17 protein-coding genes and 1 pseudogene are annotated in these 24,032 nt (G+C 58.7%); 8 read left to right on the top strand and 10 right to left on the bottom strand.

Translation table 11 applies throughout. The features are described from left to right. Positions 1-16: 16 nt before the first annotated feature. From ACYZT8_RS14400 to ACYZT8_RS14390, 3 genes are read right to left on the bottom strand one after another with little or no spacing between them, the layout of a single operon-like run. Positions 17-358, bottom strand: a complete 342-nt coding sequence (locus ACYZT8_RS14400; RefSeq protein ID WP_077747853.1) for a cupin domain-containing protein — start codon at positions 356-358, stop codon at positions 17-19. A 43-nt stretch (positions 359-401) separates the two neighbouring features. Continuing rightward, positions 402-1,808, bottom strand: coding sequence for an NAD(P)/FAD-dependent oxidoreductase (locus ACYZT8_RS14395; protein ID WP_461982115.1), 1,407 nt, complete (start codon positions 1,806-1,808; stop codon positions 402-404). Between the two features lie 50 nt (positions 1,809-1,858). Further along, positions 1,859-2,674 (bottom strand): helix-turn-helix domain-containing protein, encoded by an 816-nt coding sequence (locus tag ACYZT8_RS14390; protein WP_461982113.1) that lies wholly within the window; start codon positions 2,672-2,674, stop codon positions 1,859-1,861. Positions 2,675-2,937: 263 nt separating this feature from the next. Here ACYZT8_RS14390 and ACYZT8_RS14385 point away from each other — a divergent pair, with 263 nt between their 5' ends. Continuing rightward, positions 2,938-3,213 carry a DUF1652 domain-containing protein gene (locus tag ACYZT8_RS14385; RefSeq protein ID WP_109631085.1) on the top strand — a complete coding sequence of 92 codons (276 nt, stop codon included), beginning with the start codon at positions 2,938-2,940 and terminating at the stop codon, positions 3,211-3,213. A 57-nt stretch (positions 3,214-3,270) separates the two neighbouring features. Here ACYZT8_RS14385 and ACYZT8_RS14380 read toward each other — a convergent pair whose 3' ends face one another. Next, positions 3,271-5,745, bottom strand: a complete 2,475-nt coding sequence (locus tag ACYZT8_RS14380) for a UvrD-helicase domain-containing protein (protein WP_461982110.1) — start codon at positions 5,743-5,745, stop codon at positions 3,271-3,273. A 280-nt stretch (positions 5,746-6,025) separates the two neighbouring features. On the opposite strand from ACYZT8_RS14380, the gene ACYZT8_RS14375 reads away from it, so the two are divergent. Continuing rightward, complete coding sequence (locus tag ACYZT8_RS14375) at positions 6,026-6,721, top strand: pirin family protein (protein ID WP_461982108.1); 696 nt, start codon at positions 6,026-6,028, stop codon at positions 6,719-6,721. A 156-nt stretch (positions 6,722-6,877) separates the two neighbouring features. Here the strand turns inward: ACYZT8_RS14375 and pgm are convergent, their stop codons facing one another. The 4 genes from pgm to ACYZT8_RS14355 all read right to left on the bottom strand — a co-directional run bounded on the left by pgm (position 6,878) and on the right by ACYZT8_RS14355 (position 13,152). Further along, the gene (gene pgm / locus ACYZT8_RS14370) at positions 6,878-8,524 is read right to left on the bottom strand and encodes a phosphoglucomutase (alpha-D-glucose-1,6-bisphosphate-dependent) (RefSeq protein ID WP_461982106.1); all 1,647 of its coding nucleotides are present in this window, start codon (positions 8,522-8,524) and stop codon (positions 6,878-6,880) included. A 120-nt stretch (positions 8,525-8,644) separates the two neighbouring features. After that, the gene (locus tag ACYZT8_RS14365) at positions 8,645-10,045 is read right to left on the bottom strand and encodes an aminotransferase-like domain-containing protein (protein WP_461982104.1); all 1,401 of its coding nucleotides are present in this window, start codon (positions 10,043-10,045) and stop codon (positions 8,645-8,647) included. Positions 10,046-10,100: 55 nt separating this feature from the next. Continuing rightward, positions 10,101-11,567, bottom strand: coding sequence for a hypothetical protein (locus ACYZT8_RS14360; protein ID WP_461982102.1), 1,467 nt, complete (start codon positions 11,565-11,567; stop codon positions 10,101-10,103). A gap of 559 nt (positions 11,568-12,126) precedes the next feature. Next, entirely contained in the window at positions 12,127-13,152 is a 1,026-nt protein-coding gene (locus ACYZT8_RS14355) for a zinc-dependent alcohol dehydrogenase family protein (protein ID WP_461982100.1), read from the bottom strand. 268 nt (positions 13,153-13,420) lie between these two features. Between ACYZT8_RS14355 and ACYZT8_RS14350 the strand changes: the two genes are divergently transcribed. Next, positions 13,421-14,335: a LysR family transcriptional regulator gene (locus ACYZT8_RS14350; protein WP_461982098.1), complete on the top strand. Its 915-nt coding sequence runs from the start codon at positions 13,421-13,423 to the stop codon at positions 14,333-14,335. Between the two features lie 473 nt (positions 14,336-14,808). Here the strand turns inward: ACYZT8_RS14350 and ACYZT8_RS14345 are convergent, their stop codons facing one another. Further along, positions 14,809-15,246: a GFA family protein gene (locus tag ACYZT8_RS14345; protein ID WP_461982096.1), complete on the bottom strand. Its 438-nt coding sequence runs from the start codon at positions 15,244-15,246 to the stop codon at positions 14,809-14,811. 183 nt (positions 15,247-15,429) lie between these two features. Here ACYZT8_RS14345 and ACYZT8_RS14340 point away from each other — a divergent pair, with 183 nt between their 5' ends. The 4 genes from ACYZT8_RS14340 (at position 15,430) to ACYZT8_RS14325 (ending at position 22,469) form a co-directional block, all read left to right on the top strand. Then, entirely contained in the window at positions 15,430-16,317 is an 888-nt protein-coding gene (locus ACYZT8_RS14340) for a LysR family transcriptional regulator (RefSeq protein ID WP_461982094.1), read from the top strand. A gap of 282 nt (positions 16,318-16,599) precedes the next feature. Further along, complete coding sequence (gene mexE / locus ACYZT8_RS14335; protein WP_461982092.1) at positions 16,600-17,853, top strand: multidrug efflux RND transporter periplasmic adaptor subunit MexE; 1,254 nt, start codon at positions 16,600-16,602, stop codon at positions 17,851-17,853. 15 nt (positions 17,854-17,868) lie between these two features. After that, on the top strand, positions 17,869-21,051 hold the full coding sequence (locus tag ACYZT8_RS14330; protein ID WP_461982090.1) for an efflux RND transporter permease subunit: 3,183 nt from the start codon (positions 17,869-17,871) through the stop codon (positions 21,049-21,051). Beyond that, positions 21,048-22,469: an efflux transporter outer membrane subunit gene (locus ACYZT8_RS14325; protein ID WP_461982088.1), complete on the top strand. Its 1,422-nt coding sequence runs from the start codon at positions 21,048-21,050 to the stop codon at positions 22,467-22,469. The genes ACYZT8_RS14330 and ACYZT8_RS14325 overlap by 4 nt, the downstream gene beginning before the upstream one ends. A 209-nt stretch (positions 22,470-22,678) precedes the next feature. On the opposite strand, the pseudogene ACYZT8_RS14320 reads toward ACYZT8_RS14325, so the two are convergent. Beyond that, a pseudogene (locus tag ACYZT8_RS14320) lies at positions 22,679-22,846 on the bottom strand (HlyD family secretion protein); the annotation flags it as partial. Between the two features lie 116 nt (positions 22,847-22,962). On the opposite strand from ACYZT8_RS14320, the gene ACYZT8_RS14315 reads away from it, so the two are divergent. Continuing rightward, positions 22,963-24,018, top strand: coding sequence for a tetratricopeptide repeat protein (locus tag ACYZT8_RS14315; RefSeq protein WP_461982086.1), 1,056 nt, complete (start codon positions 22,963-22,965; stop codon positions 24,016-24,018). Positions 24,019-24,032 lie beyond the last annotated feature (14 nt).

Raw genomic sequence — 24,032 nt, 5'->3', positions numbered from 1 at the left:
ATCAAAGGATCAAAAATCAAAAAATCAAAACGTAGGTCTTGCGCACGGTTTCCTGGATGTCCCAGATGCCGAGGCTATTGGCCGGCAACATCAGTGCATCGCCGGCTTCTATGTAAAGGGTTTCACCGTCGTCCGGAGTGAAGGTGCAGCGCCCCTGGATGAAGTGACAGAATTCCTGCGCAACGATCTGCCGACGCCAGCGGCCGGGCGTGCATTCCCAGACGCCGGTTTCGACGCCATCGTCGCGCTCGACGCTGGTGGTCGAGGCCACCGCCACCGGTGTTCCCAGCGGCACGGCGACGGGGTTCGACTCCTCCAGTTCCAATGTTGCAGTGTTCTTGAATTGCGTGATGCCCATGGGAGTACCTGTCGATTGAGCCTATAGATGAAGAGCGCGCCGTTTACTGCATGAAGCCTTCCATGAACCCCGCCACCTTGCTCGCCAGTTTGCGACGCCAGGGAGCAGTGGCCGGGTTGGCCAGGGTCTGGTCTTCGTGGACGAAGCTGCGGATGATCGCGTTGTAACCGAGCCAGCGGCAGGGCTCCGGCTCCCAGGCCCTGAGCCTGTCGAGACCGCCCTGGGGGATAACCCAAGGCTGGCGAACCAGTTCGGTATCACGTTCGAGAATCAGATCAGCCAGGGTTCTGCCGCCCAGGTTGCTGGCGCCCACGCCTTCCCCGCCATAACCGCCGGACAAGGCAATGCCGCTGGCCTGATCGCAGAGCATGTGCGGCTTGAAGTGCCGGGACATGCCCAGGTTGCCGCCCCACGCGTGGGTAATCCGCACGTTCTTGAGTTGCGGGAAGAGTTCGCTGAACAGATAGCGCCGCAACTCCACTTCGCTAGTGGTCAGGTCAAAGTCATGGCGCAACTTGCCGGCAAACTGATAGCCGCCCCGGGCGCCGAACACCAGGCGGTTGTCCGCCGTGCGCTGGCCGTAGGTGACCTGCCGGCTGCTTTCGCTGAACGCCTGACCGCGGCTCAGGCCGATTTCATCCCAGGTCGCGGCGGGCAGTGGTTCAGTGGCCACAATCAGGCTTTGTACCGGTAACTGATAGCGGCCGAGTGGCGGCAGCGTGACCGAGTAACCCTCTACCGCCGGCACGATCCAGCGGCTGCGAACCTGAGCCTTGGCAGTACGCAAACTCCCCGACTGCCACTGCGTGACCGCGCTGTTTTCATAGATGTTGACCCCCATGCGCTCCACCGTCCTGGCCAGTCCTCGCACCAACTTTGCCGGGTGGATGGTCGCAACGTGCGGTGCATAGATACCGCCATAAGGCTTCGCAACTCTGATCTGTTGCGCCAGCTGCTCGGGGCTGAGCCAGCGATAATCGCTTTCGGTCAGGCCTTGGCTGTAAAGCTTGTCGAGGTAGCCCCGCAGACTGGCTTCCTGCTCGGGATAGCGCGCGGCGCAATACAGCACACCGCCTTTGCGGTAATCGCAGTCGATGCCCTCACGTTCGATGACAATCTCTACTTCATCAGGAATGCTGTGCAGCAGATCGAAGGATTCGCGACGTTGGTCCGCCGGCAAACCGGCCAATAAACGGTCTTCGCCCAGCAAGTTACCCATCAGCCAGCCGCCGTTACGGCCCGAAGCGCCAAAACCGGCGGTTTGCGCTTCGATGATGGCGATATCCAGGCCTGGCGCCAGGCGCTTGAGGTAATACGCGGTCCAGAGCCCGGTGTAGCCGGCGCCGATGATGGCCACGTCGACGTCCAGGTCGTGCTCCAGCGCCGGGCGCGGCAACAGGGGCTCGTCGAGTTGATCCATCCACAAACTGATAGTGCGCCACGCCGACATGCCAGACTCCGCCACTCAAACTTCGTTGGCGTCGATCCTAGTGCGTGGGCTCAGGGACTGTCTTGCGCGCGTGCACGCAAAGAAATTTGTTTGACGTACGCCTTGGGCGACAGCCCGGTGTGCTGGCGGAAACAGCTGTAGAACGCCGATAACGAATTGAAGCCAGCGGCAAACGCCAGTTCATCAATGCGCAACGGTGGCGTGGCGGCGTCCAGAGCCGCGAGTAAATGCTGCAGTCGCGCCTGATTCACGTAGCGATAGAAACTCTGGCCCAACACCTGATTCAGCAGGTAGGAAATCTGATTGCGGCTGTACCCGCACTCCTTCGCCACCCGCTGCAGGTCGAGTTCGGGGGCCAGATAAGGCTGCTGACGCTGGAAGTACTGTTGCAGGTCTTCAGCCATGAAACTCAGCTGTCGTGGTGAAAGTCCGAGGCGGCTGACGGCTGGGCGCAAGTTCGCGGCAGTGCTTGTTGGCGGTTGTTCGCGCACCAGGGATGCGTATTCGTTGACGCGCCAGATCAACCCGTCGCGCACCGTGATCGCCTCACTGGAACGGAACGACACCAGCCCTTCGCCGCCGCGCAACGTCATCTGGTACTGAATGAACGCTGTATTGCCGTCCAGGCGTATGCGATCCGAATGCTCCAGTGCTTCATCCGGGTTACGCGGCATGCTGCCGCGCACGTACTCGCGCAGTTCGTCCAGGCCCATGACCCGGTTCTGGAAAAAATCGTTGTATTGAATGTCCGGGTGATACAACGCCATGACACCGTCCAGATCCCGGTGTTTCCAGCACAGGTGGTAACGCATGACCGTCTCGCCCGTGGCCTGGGTTTGCAGGGGGCCATCATCATCGGCGTGCATAAAGGACTCGACGAAAAAAAGCCGAGCTTGCCCAAGTTCGGCCACGGCTTCAATGACCAGACCGAATCGGCGCAACGCCGAGCGAGGCCCGCCACGTGATCCACATCAAAAAAACGCAAGCAATCGCCAAACGGACTGAAAAAAATCACATGGTTTTCACATCTGGATGCTACTTTTAAAAGCAGTCACCGGTTGAGCCATTGAAGGCTCTTCCCTCCTAACATGAGCTAAAGGAAGCGCTCGATGAAGAAGGCGGGCAACACATGAATAAAGGGTCTTTCAGCAAAGTTACGTTTCCAAACGCCTGCCAGCTGATGCGCTGGCATTTTCACCCCATGGGATTCGAGGCGAGCATGGATGCGCCGGGCAGCATGATTGCCCGCCTGTTTGACCGCGCCAGTGGCGAGACCATGATCGCCATTGCGGGCATTCCTTGCGCTACCGTGATGAATGCCGCGGACGTTGAACGAATTATCGAAGCCGTGGAAGACGAACTTGAGTCTTTCATTCCTCCCGTGGCCCTCAAGAGTTATGCCTGAAGGCCAAACGCCCAATAAAAAGCCCACATCATGTGGGCTTTTTTGTGGGGCTCGGGTTCACGCCAGTTTCTGACCCTGACGGTGATCAGCGAAGAACGGCTTGTCCTTGCCAATCCGGTCAGACGCCTTGGGCATGTTCGCCGCCTGAGTGTCTTGGCCCTCTACATACCAGTAGCAATGACTCACCGCCCGAGTGATGCCGACGTAGGCCAGTCGCAGGATTTCGTCTTTCTGTGCGTTGTCGTACGGCTCGTTGTCGCCCGACTTGCCAAGTCCCGCCATCCGATAGACCTGGTTCTTGTAAGGAGAACTGGTCAGGTGCTGACAATCACCGAGCAAAAACACCGCGTCGGCTTGCAGGCCTTTGGCGCTGTGATACGTCAGTTGTTTGATCCGGCGTGTTTCGTACGGCAAGCTAGAATCCACATTAACTACTGACTGAATATGCTTCTCTATCAACAGCTTATCGCTGCTTTTTCGATAAAGCATCAAGATTGAATCGCCCTGTCGGTAATGCTGGATCAGGCGTTGGGCCATGCCTTGATCGTCCCGATCCATGACGTTCACCGGCAACAGTGCCCTGGGTTCACCGCTGGCCTTGGCCTTCTTTCCTGCGATCGATGGCGCCGCGCGGACGATATGCTCGGCAGCATCAATAATGTGCTGATGACTGCGGTAGTTGTCGCTGAGCATCACCTTCGTCGTGCTCGGCGACGGGAATTCCTTGTTGAACTCCATGAAGTACGTCGGCGAACTGCCGCGCCAGCCATAAATCGACTGCCAGTCATCGCCGACGCAAAGCAAGGACGACCGTTGCGCGCCACGCCCCACGTGCATCGCCGGGCCGCGACTGCGGATCTCGGCCAGACTGGCGCGGACCCAGGAGACAATCTGCGGCGATACGTCCTGAAATTCGTCGATCATCAGATGAGACAACGGCCTCAGCAGCTCATCACTCAGCAATTTCAAGTTTTCCGGGGAATGTTCGCTGAACAGGGCAAACATCCGGTTGTAGGTCATTACCGGTGGTTTTTGGTCAAGCAAGTGATCTTCCAGGGCGCGCCAGAACAGACTCAAGGCCTCGAAGAAAAACCGGTCCGGGTCATCCTTGGCGAAGCTCATCTGGCCGACGGCGTTCGGCACATCCAGGCCCAGATTTTCGATAAACCCGGCGGCGACCACAAAACAGTCCAGCAAGGGCGCCGATCCCAGCTCCCCTTTGACCTTGTAATCGAAGCCAGGCCCGGCACTGGCATCGCCCGCGAGGGAGGCCAAAACGCGCTTTGATGATTCGTAGCTATCCAGCCATATCAATGGCTTACGGCAGAAAGCTTGAAACAGGGTGCGCTTCACTGCCCATTCCGCTCGAACGGATAACTTGGCATTCGGGCGGCTGACTTGCGGATTTTCCCGAGGGTCAAATCCCAGCACCACCCAGGCATCCAGCGTCGGGATGTAGCCGTGACAATGGAAGGTCGCACCATTGATGTCGAAGGTCTGCCGATTGGGCTCGATGCCTTTGATCGGCCAGGCGCCGGCGCGAAACCACAGATCTTCAACAGTGTCGCAAAGCTCTTCATCACGTTTTGCCGCCAACTCGGTCACCGCCATGCGCTTCTGCACGTCAGGATGATCGCGCTCCACCTCCTTGAGCTGCAACGCGTGACGGGACAACGGCTTGATCAACTCACGAAAACGCTCATCGCGGGTGTGCAGGCTGTGAAAACAGGCATTGAGTTGCTGACGCTGGGCGTCGTTGATGCGCAGGTCGAAAGGATTGCTGTCGACCTCCTCATCGCCGTTCTGCGCGCGATTACTGAGGTTTTCGAACGCTTGCAGCCGCTCGAAGCCCGGCAAGCTGCGAATCATTGGCAGGATTCGCGAGTGGAAGGTTCGCACCAGATCCCGCGCCTCTTTGAGGCTCAGCGCCCGGCCCCACACTGCAAACAATTCGATCAGCTTGGTAATGAAGTCTTTGCGCGACTCGCGGGTGAAGGTCACCACGGTCATCGAACTCAGCTCGAACCCCAGGTAATGGGTCAGCAGCAAGATGCGCAGTACCAAAGTCGTCGACTTGCCCGCACCGGCCCCAGCAATCACTGACGTCGAAGGCGTGTCGCTGAAAATCATCTTCCACTGGGCGGCGCTTGGCTGGGCGTGCGGAGGCATTAGTCGGGCGACATCGGCCTTCATGCGTTTCTTCAGCTCGGCACTCAAGGGCAGGCGCCAATCGTCGAACAAGTTGTCGTCAACGTTAGGCGGCCGGTGCTCGGTTGAGCGCGAATCGCGGATCAACAGAACCTGCCGACCTTCTTCCAGCCCCTCGGCTTTCCCTTCCTTATAGCCGTAATCGACCCCGGCGCTGTGACCACTGCGAAAACCGTCGGCTTGCCCGTGCAGCCACGACGCACGGTGTTGCGCGCGCAGTCGGGTAAGGCCATGACCAAAGAACCGGGCGGCCAGGCGCTTGAGCAATGGCATCTCTGCCAGGGGACGAAGTTCGGGAGGAAGATCGGGGGTGTGTTGCGGCACGCGGGCTGACTCCAGGGTGTGAGGCTGTTGAGGGCTATGGTGTCCGTATTTGCCGTTGAGTTCTAGTGAAATGCTTACAGGTCATTGGCTTATACGATGAAGTGAAGGCTGGGTGAGAATGTTTCGAGGTTATTTGATATCAACTAATTCGATCATGATGAGGCATTTTTTACGCTTTTTATCGATTAGTGCCTGATAGATGATGCCCGCCATCAACCACCGGTTCTCGTTTCGTGGCCCAGGCGCTCTGCCCCATGACGAACCTTTTCAGGAGACGATCATGCTTGAACTCAGACCTTTCAACTCGCTGGGCGGCGCCCACCATGGCTGGTTGGATGCGCATCACCACTTTTCGTTCGCCGAGTACCACGACCCGAAACGTATGAATTGGGGCAACCTGCGGGTATGGAACGACGACGTGATCGCCTCGGGTACCGGTTTCCCGAAACATCCGCACCGGGACATGGAAATCATCACCTACGTTCGTGAGGGTGCAATTACCCACGAGGACAACCTTGGTAACAAGGGTCGCACCGAAGCGGGCGACGTTCAGGTCATGAGCGCCGGCACCGGGATTGCGCACAGCGAATACAACCTGGAAGCGGGCGAAACCAGGATCTTTCAGATCTGGATCATCCCGAACGAGTCCGGTCTGGCACCTTCCTGGGGCGCCAAGCCCTTCCCGAAAGGCCAGCGCGAAGGTTTCGTGACCTTGGCCAGCGGTAAGACGGGTGACGATCAAAGCCTGCGAATCCGCGCCGATGCACGACTGGTGGCGGCGAACCTGAAGGCTGGTGAGTCCGCCGAATATCGCCTGGACAGTGGCCGTCGCGCTTACCTGGTTCCGGCTACCGGTGTCATTGAAGTCAATGGCTTGCGTGCACAAGCTCGAGACGGTGTGGCCGTGGCTGAGGAGCAGGTGTTGCGGGTTACCGCCATTGAAGACAGTGAGATCGTGTTGGTGGATCTGGCTTGATCGGGTAAACGCAGGGCAAAAAAAGGGGCGACCGTTATGGTCGCCCCTTTTTCATGATCGTAGGTGACAGCACTGACGCCATCGCGGGCAAGCCCGCTCCCACAAGAATTGCGCAAAACCCTGTAGGAGCGGTCTTGCCCGCGATGGGGCCGTCACTCACTTCGCAGAAATCGCGCCATCCACGAGGGTCTGAGCTTCTGCAACCAACTGCTTGAGATGTTCGTCACTGACGAAACTCTCGGCGTAGATCTTGTAGATGTCCTCGGTGCCCGAAGGCCGTGCCGCGAACCAGCCGTTCTCGGTCATGACTTTCAAACCACCGATGGCCTGGTCGTTGCCCGGCGCATGGCTGAGGATGCTCTGGATCGCTTCGCCGGCCAGTTCGGTCGAGGTGACCTGATCCGGTGACAGCTTGCTCAGCAAGGCTTTCTGTTCAGGATTGGCCTTGGCGTCGACGCGTACCGAGAACGGTTCGCCGAGCTCGTCGGTCAATGCACGGTAGGCCTGGCTCGGGTCGCGACCGGTGCGAGCGGTCATTTCTGCGGCCAGCAATGCCGGAATCAAGCCGTCCTTGTCGGTACTCCAGACGCCACCGTCCTTGCGCAGGAACGAGGCACCGGCGCTTTCTTCGCCGCCAAAGCCCAGAGATCCGTCGAACAGACCGTCAGCAAACCATTTGAAGCCGACCGGCACTTCGTACAGTCGACGTCCCAGACGCTTGGCGACACGATCGATCATGCCGCTGCTGACCACGGTTTTGCCCACGGCAGCGTCGGCGCGCCACTGCGGACGGTTCTGGAACAGGTAGTCGATAGACACGGCGAGGTAGCTGTTCGGCGCCAACAGACCACCGGACGGGGTCACGATGCCATGGCGATCGTGATCCGGGTCGCAGCCGAATGCTACGTCAAAGCGCTCTTTCAGACCGATCAGGCCTTGCATGGCATGGCTCGACGATGGGTCCATGCGGATTTGACCGTCCCAGTCGACCGTCATGAAACGGAACGTCGGATCGACCTGTTTGTTGACCACTTCCAGGTCCAGACGGTAATGCTCGGCAATCGCCGACCAGTAGCGCACCCCTGCTCCGCCCAGCGGATCGACACCCAGACGCAGCTTGGCGTCACGGATGGCGTCGAAGTCGATCACGTTGATCAGGTCGGCAACATAAGTGTTGAGGTAATCGTGACGATGGGTCGTGCTGGCCTTCAGCGCCTGCTCGTAGCTGATGCGTTTGACGCCGGCCAGCTTGTTGGCCAGCAGCTCATTGGCCTTGGCTTCGATCCACTTGGTGATGTGGGTATCGGCCGGCCCGCCGTTGGTGGGGTTGTATTTGTAGCCACCGCTTTGCGGCGGATTGTGCGACGGGGTGATGACGATACCGTCCGCCAGGCCCGAAGTACGGCCGCGGTTGTAGCAAAGAATCGCGTGGGAAATGGCCGGGGTCGGCGTGTATTCGTCACCCTCGGCGATCATCACGGTGACGCCGTTCGCGGCCAGCACTTCCAGGGCGCTGGCGCCGGCCGGAGTGGACAGTGCGTGGGTATCGATGCCGACGAACAGTGGACCGTCGATGCCCTGTGCTTCGCGGTACAGGCAGATCGCCTGGCTGATCGCCAGAACGTGCCATTCGTTGAAACTCAGGTCGAACGAGCTGCCTCGGTGTCCGGACGTACCGAAGGCTACGCGCTGGGTAGAGATGGCGGCATCAGGCTGGCCGGTGTAATAGGCCGTTACCAGTCGCGGGATGTCGACCAACAGTTCTGCCGGTGCCGGTTTGCCCGCAAAAGGACTGAGTGTCATGCAAAACCTCTGGAATAGAGTGGTTCAGGAATAGGAACGCAGTTTACTGGCAGTTTGACCGCGGCGCGACGTTATCGATCCCGAGCGAAATGTTATCAATCTCCAAAGCCCCGGCCCTGCTCAATCGATCGATTCCAGACGCAACGCATCGCCCAACAAACCCATGGCCGCCGCGAGATCGTGGTCGCCGCCGAAGGTATGACTCAGGCGCAAGTGTTGCGCGTGCAACCCCTGAAGGCTGAACAGCTCCCCTGGCGCGATCACCACCTGCTGTCTGAGCAGGCGATTGAACACCCGGCGTACATCGACCTGGCGCAATGACCGGACCCAGATCGTCGCACCACCCAAGGGTTCGACGAAGTGCAAGGCATCACTCAGGCGCTCCTGCAACAGCTGGGTCATGTGGACTTTGCGATCCCTTAGCAGCCGTCGCAAGACCACCAGGTGCTGATCGATTCGGCCGTTGCTGTACAGCCGTGCGATGGCTTTCTGGCGAATCGGCGACAATCGGAACGAACGCAACAAGAAATGCCGCTGAAGTTCGACGCTCAGTTGCCGTGAAAGCAGATAGCCATAGGGGGCCTCCGGCCCGATGGATTTTTCGAAGGTAGAGAAAACAATCAACCGATCCGGGTTCAACAGATCGCGAAACCGCAGGCCGCCGGGCTCGAATTCAAGTTCGCCGTGGCAGTCGTTCTCCAACACCCAACTGCCATGACGCTCCAGTAGTTGAGCGGCTGACTGCCTGTTGCTATGGGAAGCCACGCTGCCGCGGGGCATGCTGAGGCCGGATGAAAGCATGACCAGCCGAACGGGCTCGGTCTCCAGGAGTTGCGTCAGATGGTCAAGATCCAGGCTGCCATTGGCTTGTAAAGGCAGCTCGATGACGTGGACATCAGCATCCTGGAGCAAGCGCAATATGGTCCAGTCGCAGGGCGATTCGACGACAACCTTGGCGTCCTTGAGACACAACACGGCGATCAGCATCTCCAGGACGCCACGCAAATCGGCACCGATATAAACCTCATCGGCGTGCCAGCAGCGTGCCGGTGAGGAGGTATAGCGCGCGGCCAGAGCGGCGCGCAGTTCCAGTTCACCGCAAGGTTGAGAAGTCGGTTGCGGCTGGCGCGGATACTGACGCAGCAGTTCTCTTTCCAGTAGCAGTAACGGGCTGTCCAGAGGCTGCAACAACGCCGGTTCATCCGCGCTCAACACCAGCATTCCTGGACGCCTGGCATTCACATAGACCGTTTCGAGCAGGTCATTGCCGCTGCTGAGCGGGCGAATGGATGACACGGGCAGCGCGTAATAACCGGATTTGGCGACCGAATACACCCGCCCTTCCTTTTCCAGCAGCGAGTAGGCGTACTGGATAGTGGAAATCGACACGCTCAGACGGTCCGCCAACTGCCGCAATGAAGGAAGACGGACTCGCGTGTCGCTGACCGGCTCGTTGATGAGGTTAGTCAGGTAACGGTACACCGCCTGATAAGCGAAGTCGGTCTCGCGTGGGCCTTTCATGGGTAATGACCGAAGACGCAGCGCTTATGGGTGGACGCGGTAAAGCCGGACACTTTCAACGACCCGTTGACCGTTCGCCATTCGCGGCGGCGTCCGACGCTTGCATTCCCGCATCATCGATTGCCGTGCCGGGTTCCTCTGCCCTGGCCACCGGTCCCATGCGGTAAAGCGTGCCGATCAAACTGACGGGCAACCCGCTGACGTCAACCATCCATTGCAGAACCTGTTCGGGCGCCGGGTTGCCCTGCATCGCTCGGTGCAGATCAGGCAACGCAACGAGCATCCCGGGATGGCACTGGCGTAGAAAACGCTCAAGCGAGGCGCCGTTCTCGACAAAGGGCGCGAACAGCAAACACACCAGTTGAGCCTCGCTCAAACCGAGGTTCTTCTGGGCCTCGGCCATCGCCAATGCTCGCTGGTCGGTCATTGTCGCCGGAGTGCCAAGCGTCTCCATTGCCATCTCACAAAAGCGCTCGGGAATCTGTTTACGACGCATCATGACCAAGGCCCGCTGCACGTATTCGGCAACGCCCGCTTCATACGTGCGACCGTAAATGAAACAGGCTTCGAGCCCCCGAACGTGCGCGGAAATCGGAAGGCTGACGAATTCGTTATCACTGAGCTGAGCCGCCAGCTCATCAGGTTGAAACCCGAGGAAATCGGTCAGCAGTGGCCAGCGATCTTCCAGGTTGCTGACGAGCATGTCGTGGATATCGATGTAGGTCGTGCGCCGACACGCCTCAAAACTTTCGGCCGGGCGCCACTCGGACTGGGCATGTTCTGGATAAAACTCGCGGTAGCAATCGCTGCCCAGTTCATCCAGTCGTGCGAACAGCGCTTCGTAACCGGATTCAGGGTAACTCGACGCGTTTAGACCGGCCTTTTGCGCCGCACGGTTCAACCCATCCATGAACTGCTTTTGCTGGCGAGGGGTATCGCTACTGACCAACGCATCGACGCCCCGCTCCCAACGGGAGATTTGCCCATAGAACTCGCCGGCTGCCAGGTAACCGTCATCCCACAGGTCGAGCGGTCCGTTCCAGGCTCGACGGTGGCCAACCATCAATAGATTGAGGCGATTCGACTCAAGACCGGCTTCGGAGATCGGCGTCAGGTGGCTGAACGGCAGGACTTCACGATTATCGACCATCATCACTTCGACCCGAGGATCGTCGTAGAGAAACAACGCACTGCAGCTGTGATGGATGTTTTCAAGTGCCGTCGCGCTTGCCGCGTTCGTGCGCAAGGTCGCCACGCGCAGCTGGAACGTCGCAGGTGCCCGCCCGGCGATGCTCAGTTGTGCGGCACGCAGCAGCGCAAGCGTGTAACAACTGTCGCGGCCCCCGGACTGGATCGCCAACACCTTGTATTCGCCGATGCGCTCCATGCCACCCGCGGCGACCACCAGGCGCTGAATCATCAACTGCAATGCGGTGCGTTCGGCACGTGAGAAAAAACTCAGCAGTCGCTGCAGTACTTGCTGATAAACATAGTTCATTGCCTGCTCATGGGTATGGGTCATCATTGTTTACCTGTTACGCATAGGTTCGATGTCACGCAAACAACTGTATGCATTGCGCAAACGGCTGCCTGTCATGATTAAAGTGTTGTGCTTGATATCAAATGCTAACACTTAGTTTTTCGGTAATTATTTGAAATGAATCGAGCTTACTGGTGATCCCGCCAATGAGCGATTGCCGCAAAGCCCCACAGAGCAAGCGCCTTGAGGCCGCTCGCGAGATCCTAGGAAATATCCGACAGCGTCCCACAGACATGTAGCACGAGAAATAAGGAAAGAAGTCGCCATTAATTTTTCGGCAATTGATCGATAACGCGTTATTTGTTGAGTTTGTATTGCTGGCGCGCGATGAACAGTATCTATCCGATACCCAGCCATAGCTCATTCCTTGAGATGAAAGTAATCATTCAATTATCGGGGCTTATAGGGTGATTAGAAGATACAGATTGAGAGCAAAAACCAGTTCAGTTGCTGAACTGACCCGTCGCAGGTTGACGGGATGTCTCGGGTTTTCGGAGGGGGAATGAAAAAGTCCGTGCAAGCACGGACTTTTTCAGGGGTATCAGGCCGGTTCGACCTGGAGGGCGACCCGTTCGCGACACGGGCATTCGTCCATGTAGCGGTGCGCCTCGACAAACTCGGAAAACGGGAAGACCCGAGTCTTGAGCGGCAGCAGCACGCGGTCAGCGGTCAGCTGGTTGATGTCACGCAAGGCACGTTGCAGTGCGACCTGGTCCTGAATGATGCCCAGTTCCGGCTTGCCGGTGAAGTTGCCGATACAGTGAACGAAGAATTGAATATTCTTCTGGAACGCTGCGCAGGCCGGGAACGGCGTCTGGTTACCGCCTTGCAGGCCGTACAACACCAGGCTGCCACGAGGCGCGAGCACATCGCCGAGCAGTGACATCTGCGGGCCGCCGAGGCCATCGAACACCACATCGACACCGCGGTTATCGGTGATTTTGTTGATCCGCATGAGCAGATCTTCTTCCTCGGTGACGATTACTTTTTCGGCACCCAGCGACAGCAGGTACTCACGTTCTTCAGCGGTCTTGGTGGCAGCAATAACCCGCACACCCAATGCCTTGCCCAGTTGCACAAAGGACGGACCGGCACAGTGGCTCGCATCGGTCACCAAGGCAAACTGCCCAGGTTTGACACGCGCCAGATCGACATAAGCGAAGTAGGCAATCAGCAGCGGCGTGTAATGCACGCTGGCTTCAATCGGGCTGAGCACATCATCCGGGTAACGGGTCAGTGCTGAGCGAGGCAAAACAATCTGCTCGCCGTAGACCGGATAGTCGTTCGGGCTTTCAGCCGGGAAGCTGGCGACCTTGTCACCGACTGCCAGGTCATCGACGCCCTCGCCGACCGCCGTTACGACGCCGGACATTTCATGGCCAAGACCAGAAGGCAGGCGAGCGTGGGATGAGGCCAGGTTCTGGCGCCAGAGAATGTCGTACCAGCTGATGCCAATCGCCTCGACGCGCACCTGCACTTCGCCCGGCGCAGGGAGAGCGGCCGCATGCTCTTCGCATTTGAGCACCTCGGCTGGACCAAACTTGTGAAAACGAATCGTGCGGGACATCGCAAACCTCGTCAAAGAAACCTCTAATGCCCTGAACTCTATCTGGGCTTTCTACCCAAGACTATCAGTGGCTATTAATAGTCGACATGCCTGTCATTGATTCCGCAGCATCCACAGGATCAACGGTTATCGTAAAAATCCGGGTAGCCGTTCCAGGGAAACTGAATTATTCGGTGCAGAGTAGCAGCCTTTCCCCGTAAGATTCATGCCGGCCATTGTTCTCATATGGCCGCTCTCGTCAAGCTTGATGACTCTGCCAGGACTCCAGATGAATCGTAATGACCTGCGTCGTGTCGACCTGAACCTGTTGATCGTTTTCGAAACATTGATGCATGAACGCAGTGTGACCCGCGCTGCGGAGAAGTTGTTCCTCGGTCAGCCGGCCATCAGTGCGGCGCTCTCGCGCCTGCGCGGGCTGTTTGATGATCCGTTATTCGTGCGAACCGGGCGCAGCATGGAGCCTTCCGCCCGCGCGGTGGAAATCTTCGCCCTGCTCTCTCCGGCACTGGATTCGATTTCTACCGCGGTCAGCCGTGCGGCGGAATTCGATCCGGCGACCAGTACGGCGGTGTTCCGCATTGGCCTGTCGGACGATGTCGAGTTCGCGCTGTTGCCGATGCTGCTCAAACGCTTGCGCGCGGAATCGCCGGGGATCGTGCTGGTGGTGCGTCGGGCCAACTACATCCTGATGCCGAGCCTGCTGGCCTCGGGCGAGATCTCCATCGGCGTCAGCTACACCGCCGACCTGCCGGCCAACGCCAAGCGCAAGGTGCTGCGTCGCAGCATGCCGAAGCTGTTGCGTGCCGACACGGTGCCGGGTCCGTTGAGCCTGGATGACTTCTGCGCCCGCCCCCATGCGCTGGTGTCGTTTGCTGGCGACCTGAGCGGCTTTATAGATGAAGAACTGGAAAAGCTCGGGCGCAAGCGTCATGTGGTGCTCGCGGTGCCGCAGTTCAACGGGCTCAGCACGCTCATCAGCGGCACCGACATTGTCGCGACGGTGCCGGATTACACGGCTGATGCGTTGACCGCAGCTGGTGGTGTGCGGGCTGAAGACCCGCCGTTGCCGGTGCGCAGCTTTGAACTGCACATGGCGTGGCGCGGGTCGCAGGATAATGATCCGGGTGAGCGATGGTTGCGGTCGCGGATTCAGATGTTCTTTGGCGATCCGGACAGTCTATGAAAATGGCCGCAAAATCGCCCCTCTCAGGCCCAATTTTGTTAGGCGAAGCGACATTTTCAAAGTCTATTGCAATCTGTCAAAATCGTTCTACTCCATCGTCTATGTGTGCAAGTGTCAGGGATGTGTGCGCAAGACGGGCTAGCAGTCGAAAGCATCCGCGCTGAATGCTTAGTGCAAACATCAGACTGTCCCAACGAGCTAGGTCAAATCATAAAGATGTGCCTGCCGCGAACCCTCGCACATGGCATCGCTACGGCAGATGAGGTCGGGATTGAGCTCTAATAGAACGGTTGGAATGACGTTCTTGTGGCATGGACGTCCGCTTGAAAAGGCTAATGATGGTGTTCAACTAAAAATGAGCTGACATCATCTCCCTAAGAGGCCGTTTCCAGGTACCTGCTGAACGGAAGCATTTTTATCCCCCTTGGTCAATTCGCCGACTCGGTTCAGCATCTTTTCCTCGGGACGCAACGTCAAAACTCAAACTCCGTTTCGGGAGCCACCTTGACAGTTTGCGGCACAACGCTCGCGGCTCGCAGTGCCCGAGCGACAATCTCATTGAAGGCTTCTGGACTAGGGCTCTGGGGCCAACTCGGCGTGCCAGCCGGCAGCAGCAGCCAAGACTGCTTATGCTGAATCCAGATATGCGCCATTGGTGCAACTTCTGGACTGTCGTCGAGCGTTCCGACACGCAGAACCCACATGCCCGGTGCTGCTGAGGTCGTGTTGTAGATGCGGGTATGGCACACACTGCACAGATAGTGAGAACTGCGCTGCGCGTTTGCATCGTACGAGTAATCAACCAGCTTCCCGCTCACGATAAAAGCATCTTCGGGCATCAGCGCATGCAACGAAAAGCTACTGCCGCTCCAGGTTTGGCAGTCACGACAGTGGCAAGCGTAGATCGCCATTTGTACGTCCTGGACTGACGTATACGTCACTGCGCCACAACGGCATCGACCGACTAACTTCATGAGTAGAGATTCCTTTACGCGTCACGCGCTTGATGATGGGACGATGATCTCCCTCAAGCATGAGGTAATATTTGGCTAATTAGAATTATCCAAAGCTGCCTACCCGCTCATAGGAAATGTATGACCTCGCCGCAACTACAATGGGAGACCCAACGGGCATTTTTGGCGGTGCTCCGAACCGGCAGCCTTTCTGGTGCTGCACGCTTGTTAGGGATCGCACAGGCAACTGCGCGGCGGCGCATCGAGGCGCTGGAGCATACTGTGGGTGTCAGCCTCTTTATACGTTCTCCGACAGGCCTGACCCCCACCGATACCGCCAGAGATCTAGTCAGCCATGTCGAATCAATGGCACTGGCTGCTGAGGCGTTTGCTCGTGCCGCATCCGCAGAGGCTTGCCAAGCAGGCGGGACTGTACGGCTCACGAGCAGCAAGTTGCTCGGGATTGAAGTGCTCCCTCCGATGCTAAGAACAATCCGCGTCGCACATCCAAAAGTAGAGGTTGAATTGAGCGTATCGAACCGGCTGGAGGCTTTGGCATTGAAGGAGTCCGATGTCGCAGTACGCATTGGCCGCCCCAGAGACGCCGGCGTAGTAACCCGTCATTTGGGAGATCTCCGGGTTGGATTGTACGCAGCGTCAGAGTTACTCGAACAAAGCGGACGGCCAAGCAATCTGGATGAATTAACCCACTATTCGCTTATCGGACCAGATCGCAATCATGGAGAAATAGAATTTCTCGGCCGTAATGGGTACGTCTGCACCCCTGAGCGCGCAGCTATTAGAACCGACGATCACCTCGCGCAGTTCGCTTTACTCAAAGCCGGCCTGGGTATCGGCGTCTGTTCGAGCCAACTGGCGCAATGCCACGGACTGATTCGCGTGTTGCCCGACCTCGTCGACTTCAGCGTGGATATCTGGATCGCCATGCACCAGGATATGCGGCGAGTACGGCGAATTTCACTGGTATTTGATGAGCTGGGTCAATCAATGGCGCAGTATCTTGCCTGATAACGAAGGGTGGAAAAACGAGTAGTAACAGTCGCTCGAAAGATGCTGCAGGAAGAGATGGATCGCCAGCAGCAACACCCATTTCAATACCGCCCTTGCACTCCCCGCAATACAGAATTGTCATCAACCCCATTGATCGCTTTCCAACCCGAAGCGCATGCTAGAGGGCTCGCTTCGGCCTCATATCATTCCGAATGATAGTTACCTTCGCTTCATTCGATTCGTGCGATACCACACCGCCGCTCATCATCCGCCCATCTCAATACATTGGCGGATGCATCCATGGAACAGTCACTCAAACATTTGCGCTTCCCGTTGGCCATGTTGGCCGTAGTGGTGATGAGCGCTTGCGGCAAGGCTCCGGAGTCTGCCGCTACCATGCCTGCGGCGAAAGTCAGTGTCGCCAAGGTACTGGAACAACCGGTCAACGAGTGGGACGAATTCACCGGGCGCCTTGAAGCGCCAGAAACCGTAGAAATTCGTCCACGGGTCTCCGGCCAGATTGATGAAGTGGCCTTCACTGAAGGTGCGCTGGTCAAGAAAGGTGACTTGCTGTTCCAGATTGATCCACGCCCGTTCCAGGCTGAGGTCCGCCGCCTCGAAGCACTGGTTGCCCAGGGTCGCGCCAATGCCACCCGCAGCGAAAACGAAGCCCAGCGTGGCGAACGCTTGCGCACCAGCAACGCAATCTCTGCTGAACTCGCCGATTCGCGCACTAGTGCTTCCCAGGAAGCTCGCGCCGCCGTCGGTGCCGTCCAGGCTCAACTGGACCTGGCCAAGCTGAATCTGAGCTTCACCCGTGTCACCGCGCCAATCAGTGGTCGCGTCAGCCGTGCGGAAATCACCGCCGGCAACCTGGTGACCGCCGATACCACCGCGCTGACCAGCGTCGTTTCCACCGACAAGGTCTACGCCTACTTCGACGCCGACGAGCGCGTGTTCCTCAAATACACCCAGCTCGCTCGTCAGGGCAAACGCGGTGCCACCACCCCGGTTTACCTCGGTCTGTCCAACGAAGACGGCAACCCGCACCAGGGCGTGATGAACTTCGTCGACAACCAGGTCAACCCGAAAACCGGCACCATCCGCGGTCGCGCTGTCTTTGATAACGCCGACGGACAGTACACCCCTGGTCTGTATGCCCGCCTGAAACTGGTCGGCAGCGGCACCTACTCCGCCGTGCTGATCAACGACGAAGCCGTCGGTACCGACCTGGGCAAAAAATTCGTGCTGGTGATGGATGCCGACAACAAAACGGCTTATCGCTCCGTCGAGCTGGGACCGAAGATCGAAGGTTTGCGCATAGTGCGAAGCGGCCTGAACAAGGATGACACCGTCATCGTCAAGGGTCTGCAACGGGTTCGCCCTGGCTCGCCGGTCACCCCTGAAGTGATCCCGATGGCCAGTGAACAAACCCTCGCGGCACTCGCACAACAACGACAAGCGCTGGAAGCCAGCAACCTGCCCCAAGTCGCACCTGCCAAGGTCGCGCCGGGTTCGGTTGTGAAACTGGCTGCTGCGACTCCACGCGGTTAAGGGACGACAACTCCGATGAATTTTTCCCAATTCTTCATCTCACGGCCGATCTTCGCAGCGGTACTGTCGCTGCTGATCCTGATCGCCGGTGCCATCTCGCTGTTCCAGTTGCCGATCAGCGAATACCCGGAAGTCGTGCCACCGACCGTTGTGGTCCGTGCCAACTTCCCGGGTGCCAACCCGAAAGTCATCGGTGAAACCGTGGCCGCTCCGTTGGAGCAAGCCATCACCGGCGTCGAGAACATGCTGTACATGTCCTCGCAGTCCACCGCTGACGGCAAGATCACCCTGACCATTACCTTTGCCCTGGGCACCGACCTGGACAATGCACAGGTACAGGTCCAGAACCGCGTGACCCGGACCGAGCCGAAACTTCCAGAAGAAGTGACGCGCATCGGTATCACCGTGGACAAGGCGTCGCCCGACCTGACCATGGTTGTGCACTTGACCTCGCCGGACAAACGCTACGACATGCTCTACCTGTCCAACTACGCCTTGCTCAACATCAAGGATGAGCTGGCGCGTCTGGGCGGTGTCGGTGACGTGCAGCTGTTCGGTATGGGCGACTATTCGCTGCGGGTCTGGCTTGATCCGAACAAAACCGCTTCGCGCAATCTGACTGCGACCGACGTAGTGACCGCGATCCGTGAACAGAACCGCCAGGTCGCTGCCGGTGCACTGGGTGCGCCGCCTGCACCGAATGCCACTGCGTTTCAGCTGTCTGTCAACACTCAGGGCCGTCTGGTTTCTGAAGAAGAGTTCGAGAACATCATCATTCGCTCCGGCGACAACGGTGAAATCACGCGCCTGAAAGACATCGCTCGCATTGAGTTGGGTTCCAGCCAGTACGCGTTGCGTTCGTTGCTGAACAACCAGCCGGCAGTGGCGATCCCGATCTTCCAGCGCCCTGGCTCCAACGCGATTCAGATCTCCAACGACGTTCGGGAGAAAATGGCCGAGCTGAAGAAGAACTTCCCGGAAGGCATGGACTTCAGCATCGTCTATGACCCGACGATCTTCGTGCGCGGCTCCATCGAGGCGGTGGTTCACACCCTCTTCGAAGCACTGATCCTCGTTGTTCTGGTGGTGATCCTGTTCCTGCAAACCTGGCGCGCCTCGATCATTCCTTTGGTGGCGGTGCCGGTTTCGCTGATCGGTACGTTTGCCGTGATGCACCTGTTCGGCTTCTCGTTGAACGCCTTGTCACTGTTCGGATTGGTATTGGCCATCGGTATCGTTGTGGACGACGCCATCGTGGTGGTGGAGAACGTCGAGCGAAACATTGAGCTGGGACTGACTCCGGTCGAAGCGACCAAACGGGCCATGCGTGAAGTGACCGGCCCGATCATCGCGACCGCGCTGGTGTTGTGTGCGGTGTTTATCCCGGCGGCCTTCATCTCTGGCTTGACCGGTCAGTTCTATAAGCAGTTCGCTTTGACCATTGCAATCTCGACCGTGATCTCGGCGTTCAACTCGCTGACCCTGTCGCCTGCACTGGCTGCTGTGTTGCTCAAAAGCCATGACGCACCGAAAGACCGTTTCTCCAGGGTCCTCGACAAAATCTTCGGTGGCTGGCTGTTCCGTCCGTTCAACCGCTTCTTTGACAAGGCCAGCCATGGTTATGTCGGCACTGTAGGCCGGGTTATCCGCAGCAGCGGTATTGCCCTGCTGGTGTACGCAGGCCTGATGGTGTTGACCTTCTTCGGTTTCTCCAGCACCCCGACCGGTTTCGTACCCGGCCAGGACAAGCAATACCTGGTCGCCTTCGCGCAACTGCCGGACGCCTCGAGCCTGGACCGTACCGAAGACGTGATCAAACGCATGTCCGACCTGGCCCTGAAACAGCCTGGCGTGGAAAGTGCGGTGGCCTTCCCGGGCCTGTCGATCAACGGCTTCACCAACAGTCCAAACGCCGGCATCGTGTTTGTGACCCTGAAACCGTTTGACGAGCGCAAGGACCCGAGCATGTCCGCCGGTGCGATTGCCGGTGCATTGAACGGCCAGTTCGCCGGGATTCAAGAAGCCTACATGGCGATCTTCCCGCCGCCGCCGGTACAAGGCCTGGGCACCATCGGTGGTTTCCGCCTGCAGATCGAGGACCGGGGCAACCTGGGCTATGACGAGCTGTACAAAGAAACCATGAACATCATCACCAAGAGTCACAACGTGCCGGAACTGGCCGCCCTGTTCACCAGCTACACCGTGAACGTGCCACAGGTCGATGCCGCCATCGACCGGGAAAAAGCCAAGACCCACGGCGTGGCCGTCAGCGACATCTTCGACACCCTGCAGATCTACCTGGGTTCGCTGTATGCCAACGACTTCAACCGCTTTGGTCGTACTTATCAGGTCAACGTTCAGGCTGAACAGCAGTTCCGTCTCGAACCGGACCAGATCGGTCAGCTGAAAGTGCGTAACAACAAAGGCGAGATGATCCCGCTGGCGACCTTCATCAAGGTCAGCGACACCTCGGGCCCGGACCGCGTGATGCACTACAACGGCTTCATCACCGCTGAAATCAACGGCGCGGCAGCCCCCGGCTACAGCTCCGGCCAGGCCGAAAAAGCCATCGAGAAACTGCTCAAGGAAGAACTTCCTAACGGCATGACCTACGAGTGGACCGACCTGACCTACCAGCAGATTCTGTCCGGCAACACCGCGCTGTTCGTGTTCCCGCTCTGCGTATTGCTGGCGTTCCTGGTGCTCGCGGCTCAGTACGAAAGCTGGAGCCTGCCACTGGCGGTGATCCTGATCGTACCGATGACCCTGCTGTCGGCCATCACCGGTGTGATTGCTTCGGGAGGCGACAACAACATCTTCACCCAGATCGGATTGATCGTACTGGTGGGACTTGCGTGTAAGAACGCGATTCTGATCGTCGAGTTTGCCAAGGATAAACAGCAAGACGAAGGCCTCAGCCCGCTCGCCGCGGTACTGGAAGCCTGCCGTCTGCGTCTGCGGCCGATCCTGATGACCTCCTTCGCGTTCATCATGGGTGTTGTGCCTCTGGTCTTCTCCAGCGGTGCCGGTGCCGAAATGCGTCATGCCATGGGTGTGGCGGTGTTCTCCGGGATGCTCGGGGTGACCTTCTTCGGCCTGTTGCTGACGCCAGTGTTCTACGTATTGATTCGTAACTTTGTGGAGCGCGGTGAAAAGCGCAAAGCGGCCAAGGCCCTGAAACTGGAGGCGCAACAATGAGCCTGAAAGCCTTCCTGCCGAGCCTTCTGGTACTGGCACTGAGTGCCTGTGCCGTCGGCCCGGACTACAAGACCCCAGCCACTGAGCCGGCGAACATCACCACCGCCACCGATGGTGCTGCCGGCCAGAAGAACTTCGACCGCACGCGTTTCGAAGGCATCTGGTGGCAGCAGTTCGAAGACCCGACCCTCAACCAGTTGGTGACCCAATCGCTGCAGGGTAACCGTGACTTGCGCGTCGCCTTCGCCCGCTGGAAAGCGGCCCGGGCGATCCGCGATGACGTCAGCAATGACGCCATGCCGACCATCACCAGCCGCGTCAGCAGTGATTTGGGCAAGGGTCAGATTCCAGGCCAGACCACCAAACGGGTCAACAGCGAACGCTACGACCTGGGCCTGGACATGGCCTGGGAACTGGACTTGTTTGGCCGTATCCAGCGCAACCTGGAATCCAGCGACGCCGAACAGCAAGCGGCCGAAGCCGATCTGTACCAACTGCAAGTCACCATGATTGCCGAACTGGTGGACGCCTACGGTCAACTGCGCGGTGCACAACTGCGTGAAAAGATTGCCCTGGCCAACCTTAACAACCAGCAGGAATCGCGCAAGATCACCGAAAGCCTGCGTGATGCCGGCGTCGGCGATCAACTGGACGTGGAGCGTGCCGATGCACGCCTCGCCTCGGTCGAAGCCAGCGTGCCGCAGTTGCAGGCCGAACAGGTTCGGCAGAAAAACCGTATCGCCACCCTGCTAGGTGAGCGCCCGGACAAGCTGACCGTCGACTTGAGTCCAAAAGACTTGCCGGCGATTGCCAAGGCGTTGCCGATCGGTGATCCGGGTGAATTGCTGCAACGTCGTCCGGACATCCTCAGCGCCGAGCGCAAACTGGCTTCGGCCACTGCCCGTATCGGCGTGGCCAAGGCTGATTTGTTCCCTCGGGTCAGCCTCAGCGGTTTCCTTGGCTTCACCGCCGGGCGGGGTTCGCAAATCGGTTCCGCGGCAGCCAATGCCTGGGCGCTCGGCCCAAGCATTACCTGGGCAGCGTTTGACCTGGGCAGCGTGCGGGCCCGTCTGCGCGGCGCCGATGCCGATGCCGAAGGCGCGCTCGCAACCTACGAGCAGCAAGTGCTGCTGGCACTGGAAGAATCGGAAAACGCGTTCAGCGATTACGGCAAACGTCAGCAACGGTTGATTTCGCTGATCCGTCAAAGCGAAGCAAGCCGTGCCGCCGCAGACCTGGCCGAAATTCGCTACCGCGAAGGCACCGTGGACTTCCTCGTCCTGCTGGATGCCCAGCGTGAGCGCCTGGCGGCCGAAGATACCCAAGCCCTGGCCGAAACCGATCTGTATCGCGGCATTGTCGCGATTTACAAAGCCCTTGGCGGTGGCTGGCAACCAGAGACGGTCGCCAGCAAGTAAATTTTTAAAGAGCTCCTTTGGTTGGCCGCAACCGACCAATTTTTTAGCCCTGCGCCTCATTCGGTCGCGGGGCTTTTTTTTGCCTGCACAATTTTGAATGCACCACCGTCCCCCTGTGGGAGTGAGCCTGCTCGCGATAGCGGTGGGTCAGTCACCATCATCGTTGAATGTGCCTCCGTCATCGCGAGCAGGCTCGCTCCCACAGGGGATTAGGGCTGATGTTGAGATTTGTGGTTTTCCATGACGGTTACGGTGGCCGTCGTCCCCGACCGCAGCTTATTTTTGCCTGCATAGTCGGCATCGATCTGAATCCGCACCGGCACCCGTTGCGCCAGCTTGACCCAGGTGTAACTGGGGTTGATGGTGGCCAGCAGGCGGCAGACGCGAGCTGTAGGGAAATTCGTCTGCATTGAACTGAGTCAGGGTTTGACTCACACGCCCACCTGACCGAAGCTGACAACTTTGCAAAAGCCGCCAGCCCCCGGATTCCTGCATGCCCCAGTCCCGCCGCTACTTGCTCATCAGCCTCTGTGTCCTGTTCGCCTTCGCTCTTGCCTGGTTTTTGCTGCGCAGCACGACACCCGTGGTGCCGGAAGCCATCAAACGTGGTTACAGCGAAGCGTTGACCCAGGCGCGCGCCGGGCAACCGGGAGCCGCACGGGTTCTGTACCAGCAATTGGGTCGCCCTGACCTGTCGCCCAAGCGTCGTGTCTGGCTGCACGCCGAACTGCCTAATTACCCCAGCCCTCAAGCCCTGAAACTGGCGGACGCAGACCTGCAAAACTCCTCGGCTGACGTGCGCATTGCCGCAATCAAAAGCATCGGCGGACTGGTGCCCAGTGGGCAGCGCAGTCTTCTGATCGGGCCGTTGCTGGATGACGGCGAACAAAGCGTCCGGTCTGCCGCGATCAACGCGCTGTTGGGCTTGTCGCCGGATGACCTGGGCTTGTATTTCGGGCCGTTGGAGCAAGCCATCGATGCTTGGGAACAGGTCCTGAAGAGCCAGCCGGAAAGCGCCGAAACCCAATACCAACTGGCCCGCCTGCACCTGCACAACAGCGAATTGAAAGAGGCACAGCAGGCGCTGGAGCGCTCGTTGCAGCTAGCCCCGGTCAATTTGCCGGCGCTGGTCATGCAGATTGAAGTGCTGGATAAGCAAGGCCAAAGCGACGCCGCCCGGCAATTGCTGGCGAAACAGTTGAAGGCTCAACCCGACTCAGCCTACCTGCAACACGCCCTGGGGCTCTGGTTGCTGCATCACGGGCAAAGTGAGTTCGCCCTGCTCGGTCTGTCCAAAGCGGTCGAGATCGAGCCGAACAACAAGGATTACCGCTACGACCTGGCGACTACCCTGCATGGCGAGCAAGAACTGGAAGCGGCGCAAAAGCAGCTGCAGGAGATCGTTCAGCGCCATCCCGCCGACCGCAAGGCGCGGGTGCTGTTGATCAATTACTGGAAGGAAAGCGGACAACTGCAGAACGTGCAGATTCTTTTGGCGCAACTGGAACAACTCAATCCCGATGATCCGGCGTTGCAGCAAGGCTTGTAACGGCACCCGCCATC

Source organism: Pseudomonas sp. LB3P93, assembly GCF_054898025.1.
Note: the sequence above shows the minus strand (reverse complement) of the source record. Positions and strands in the feature narration are given on the sequence as shown.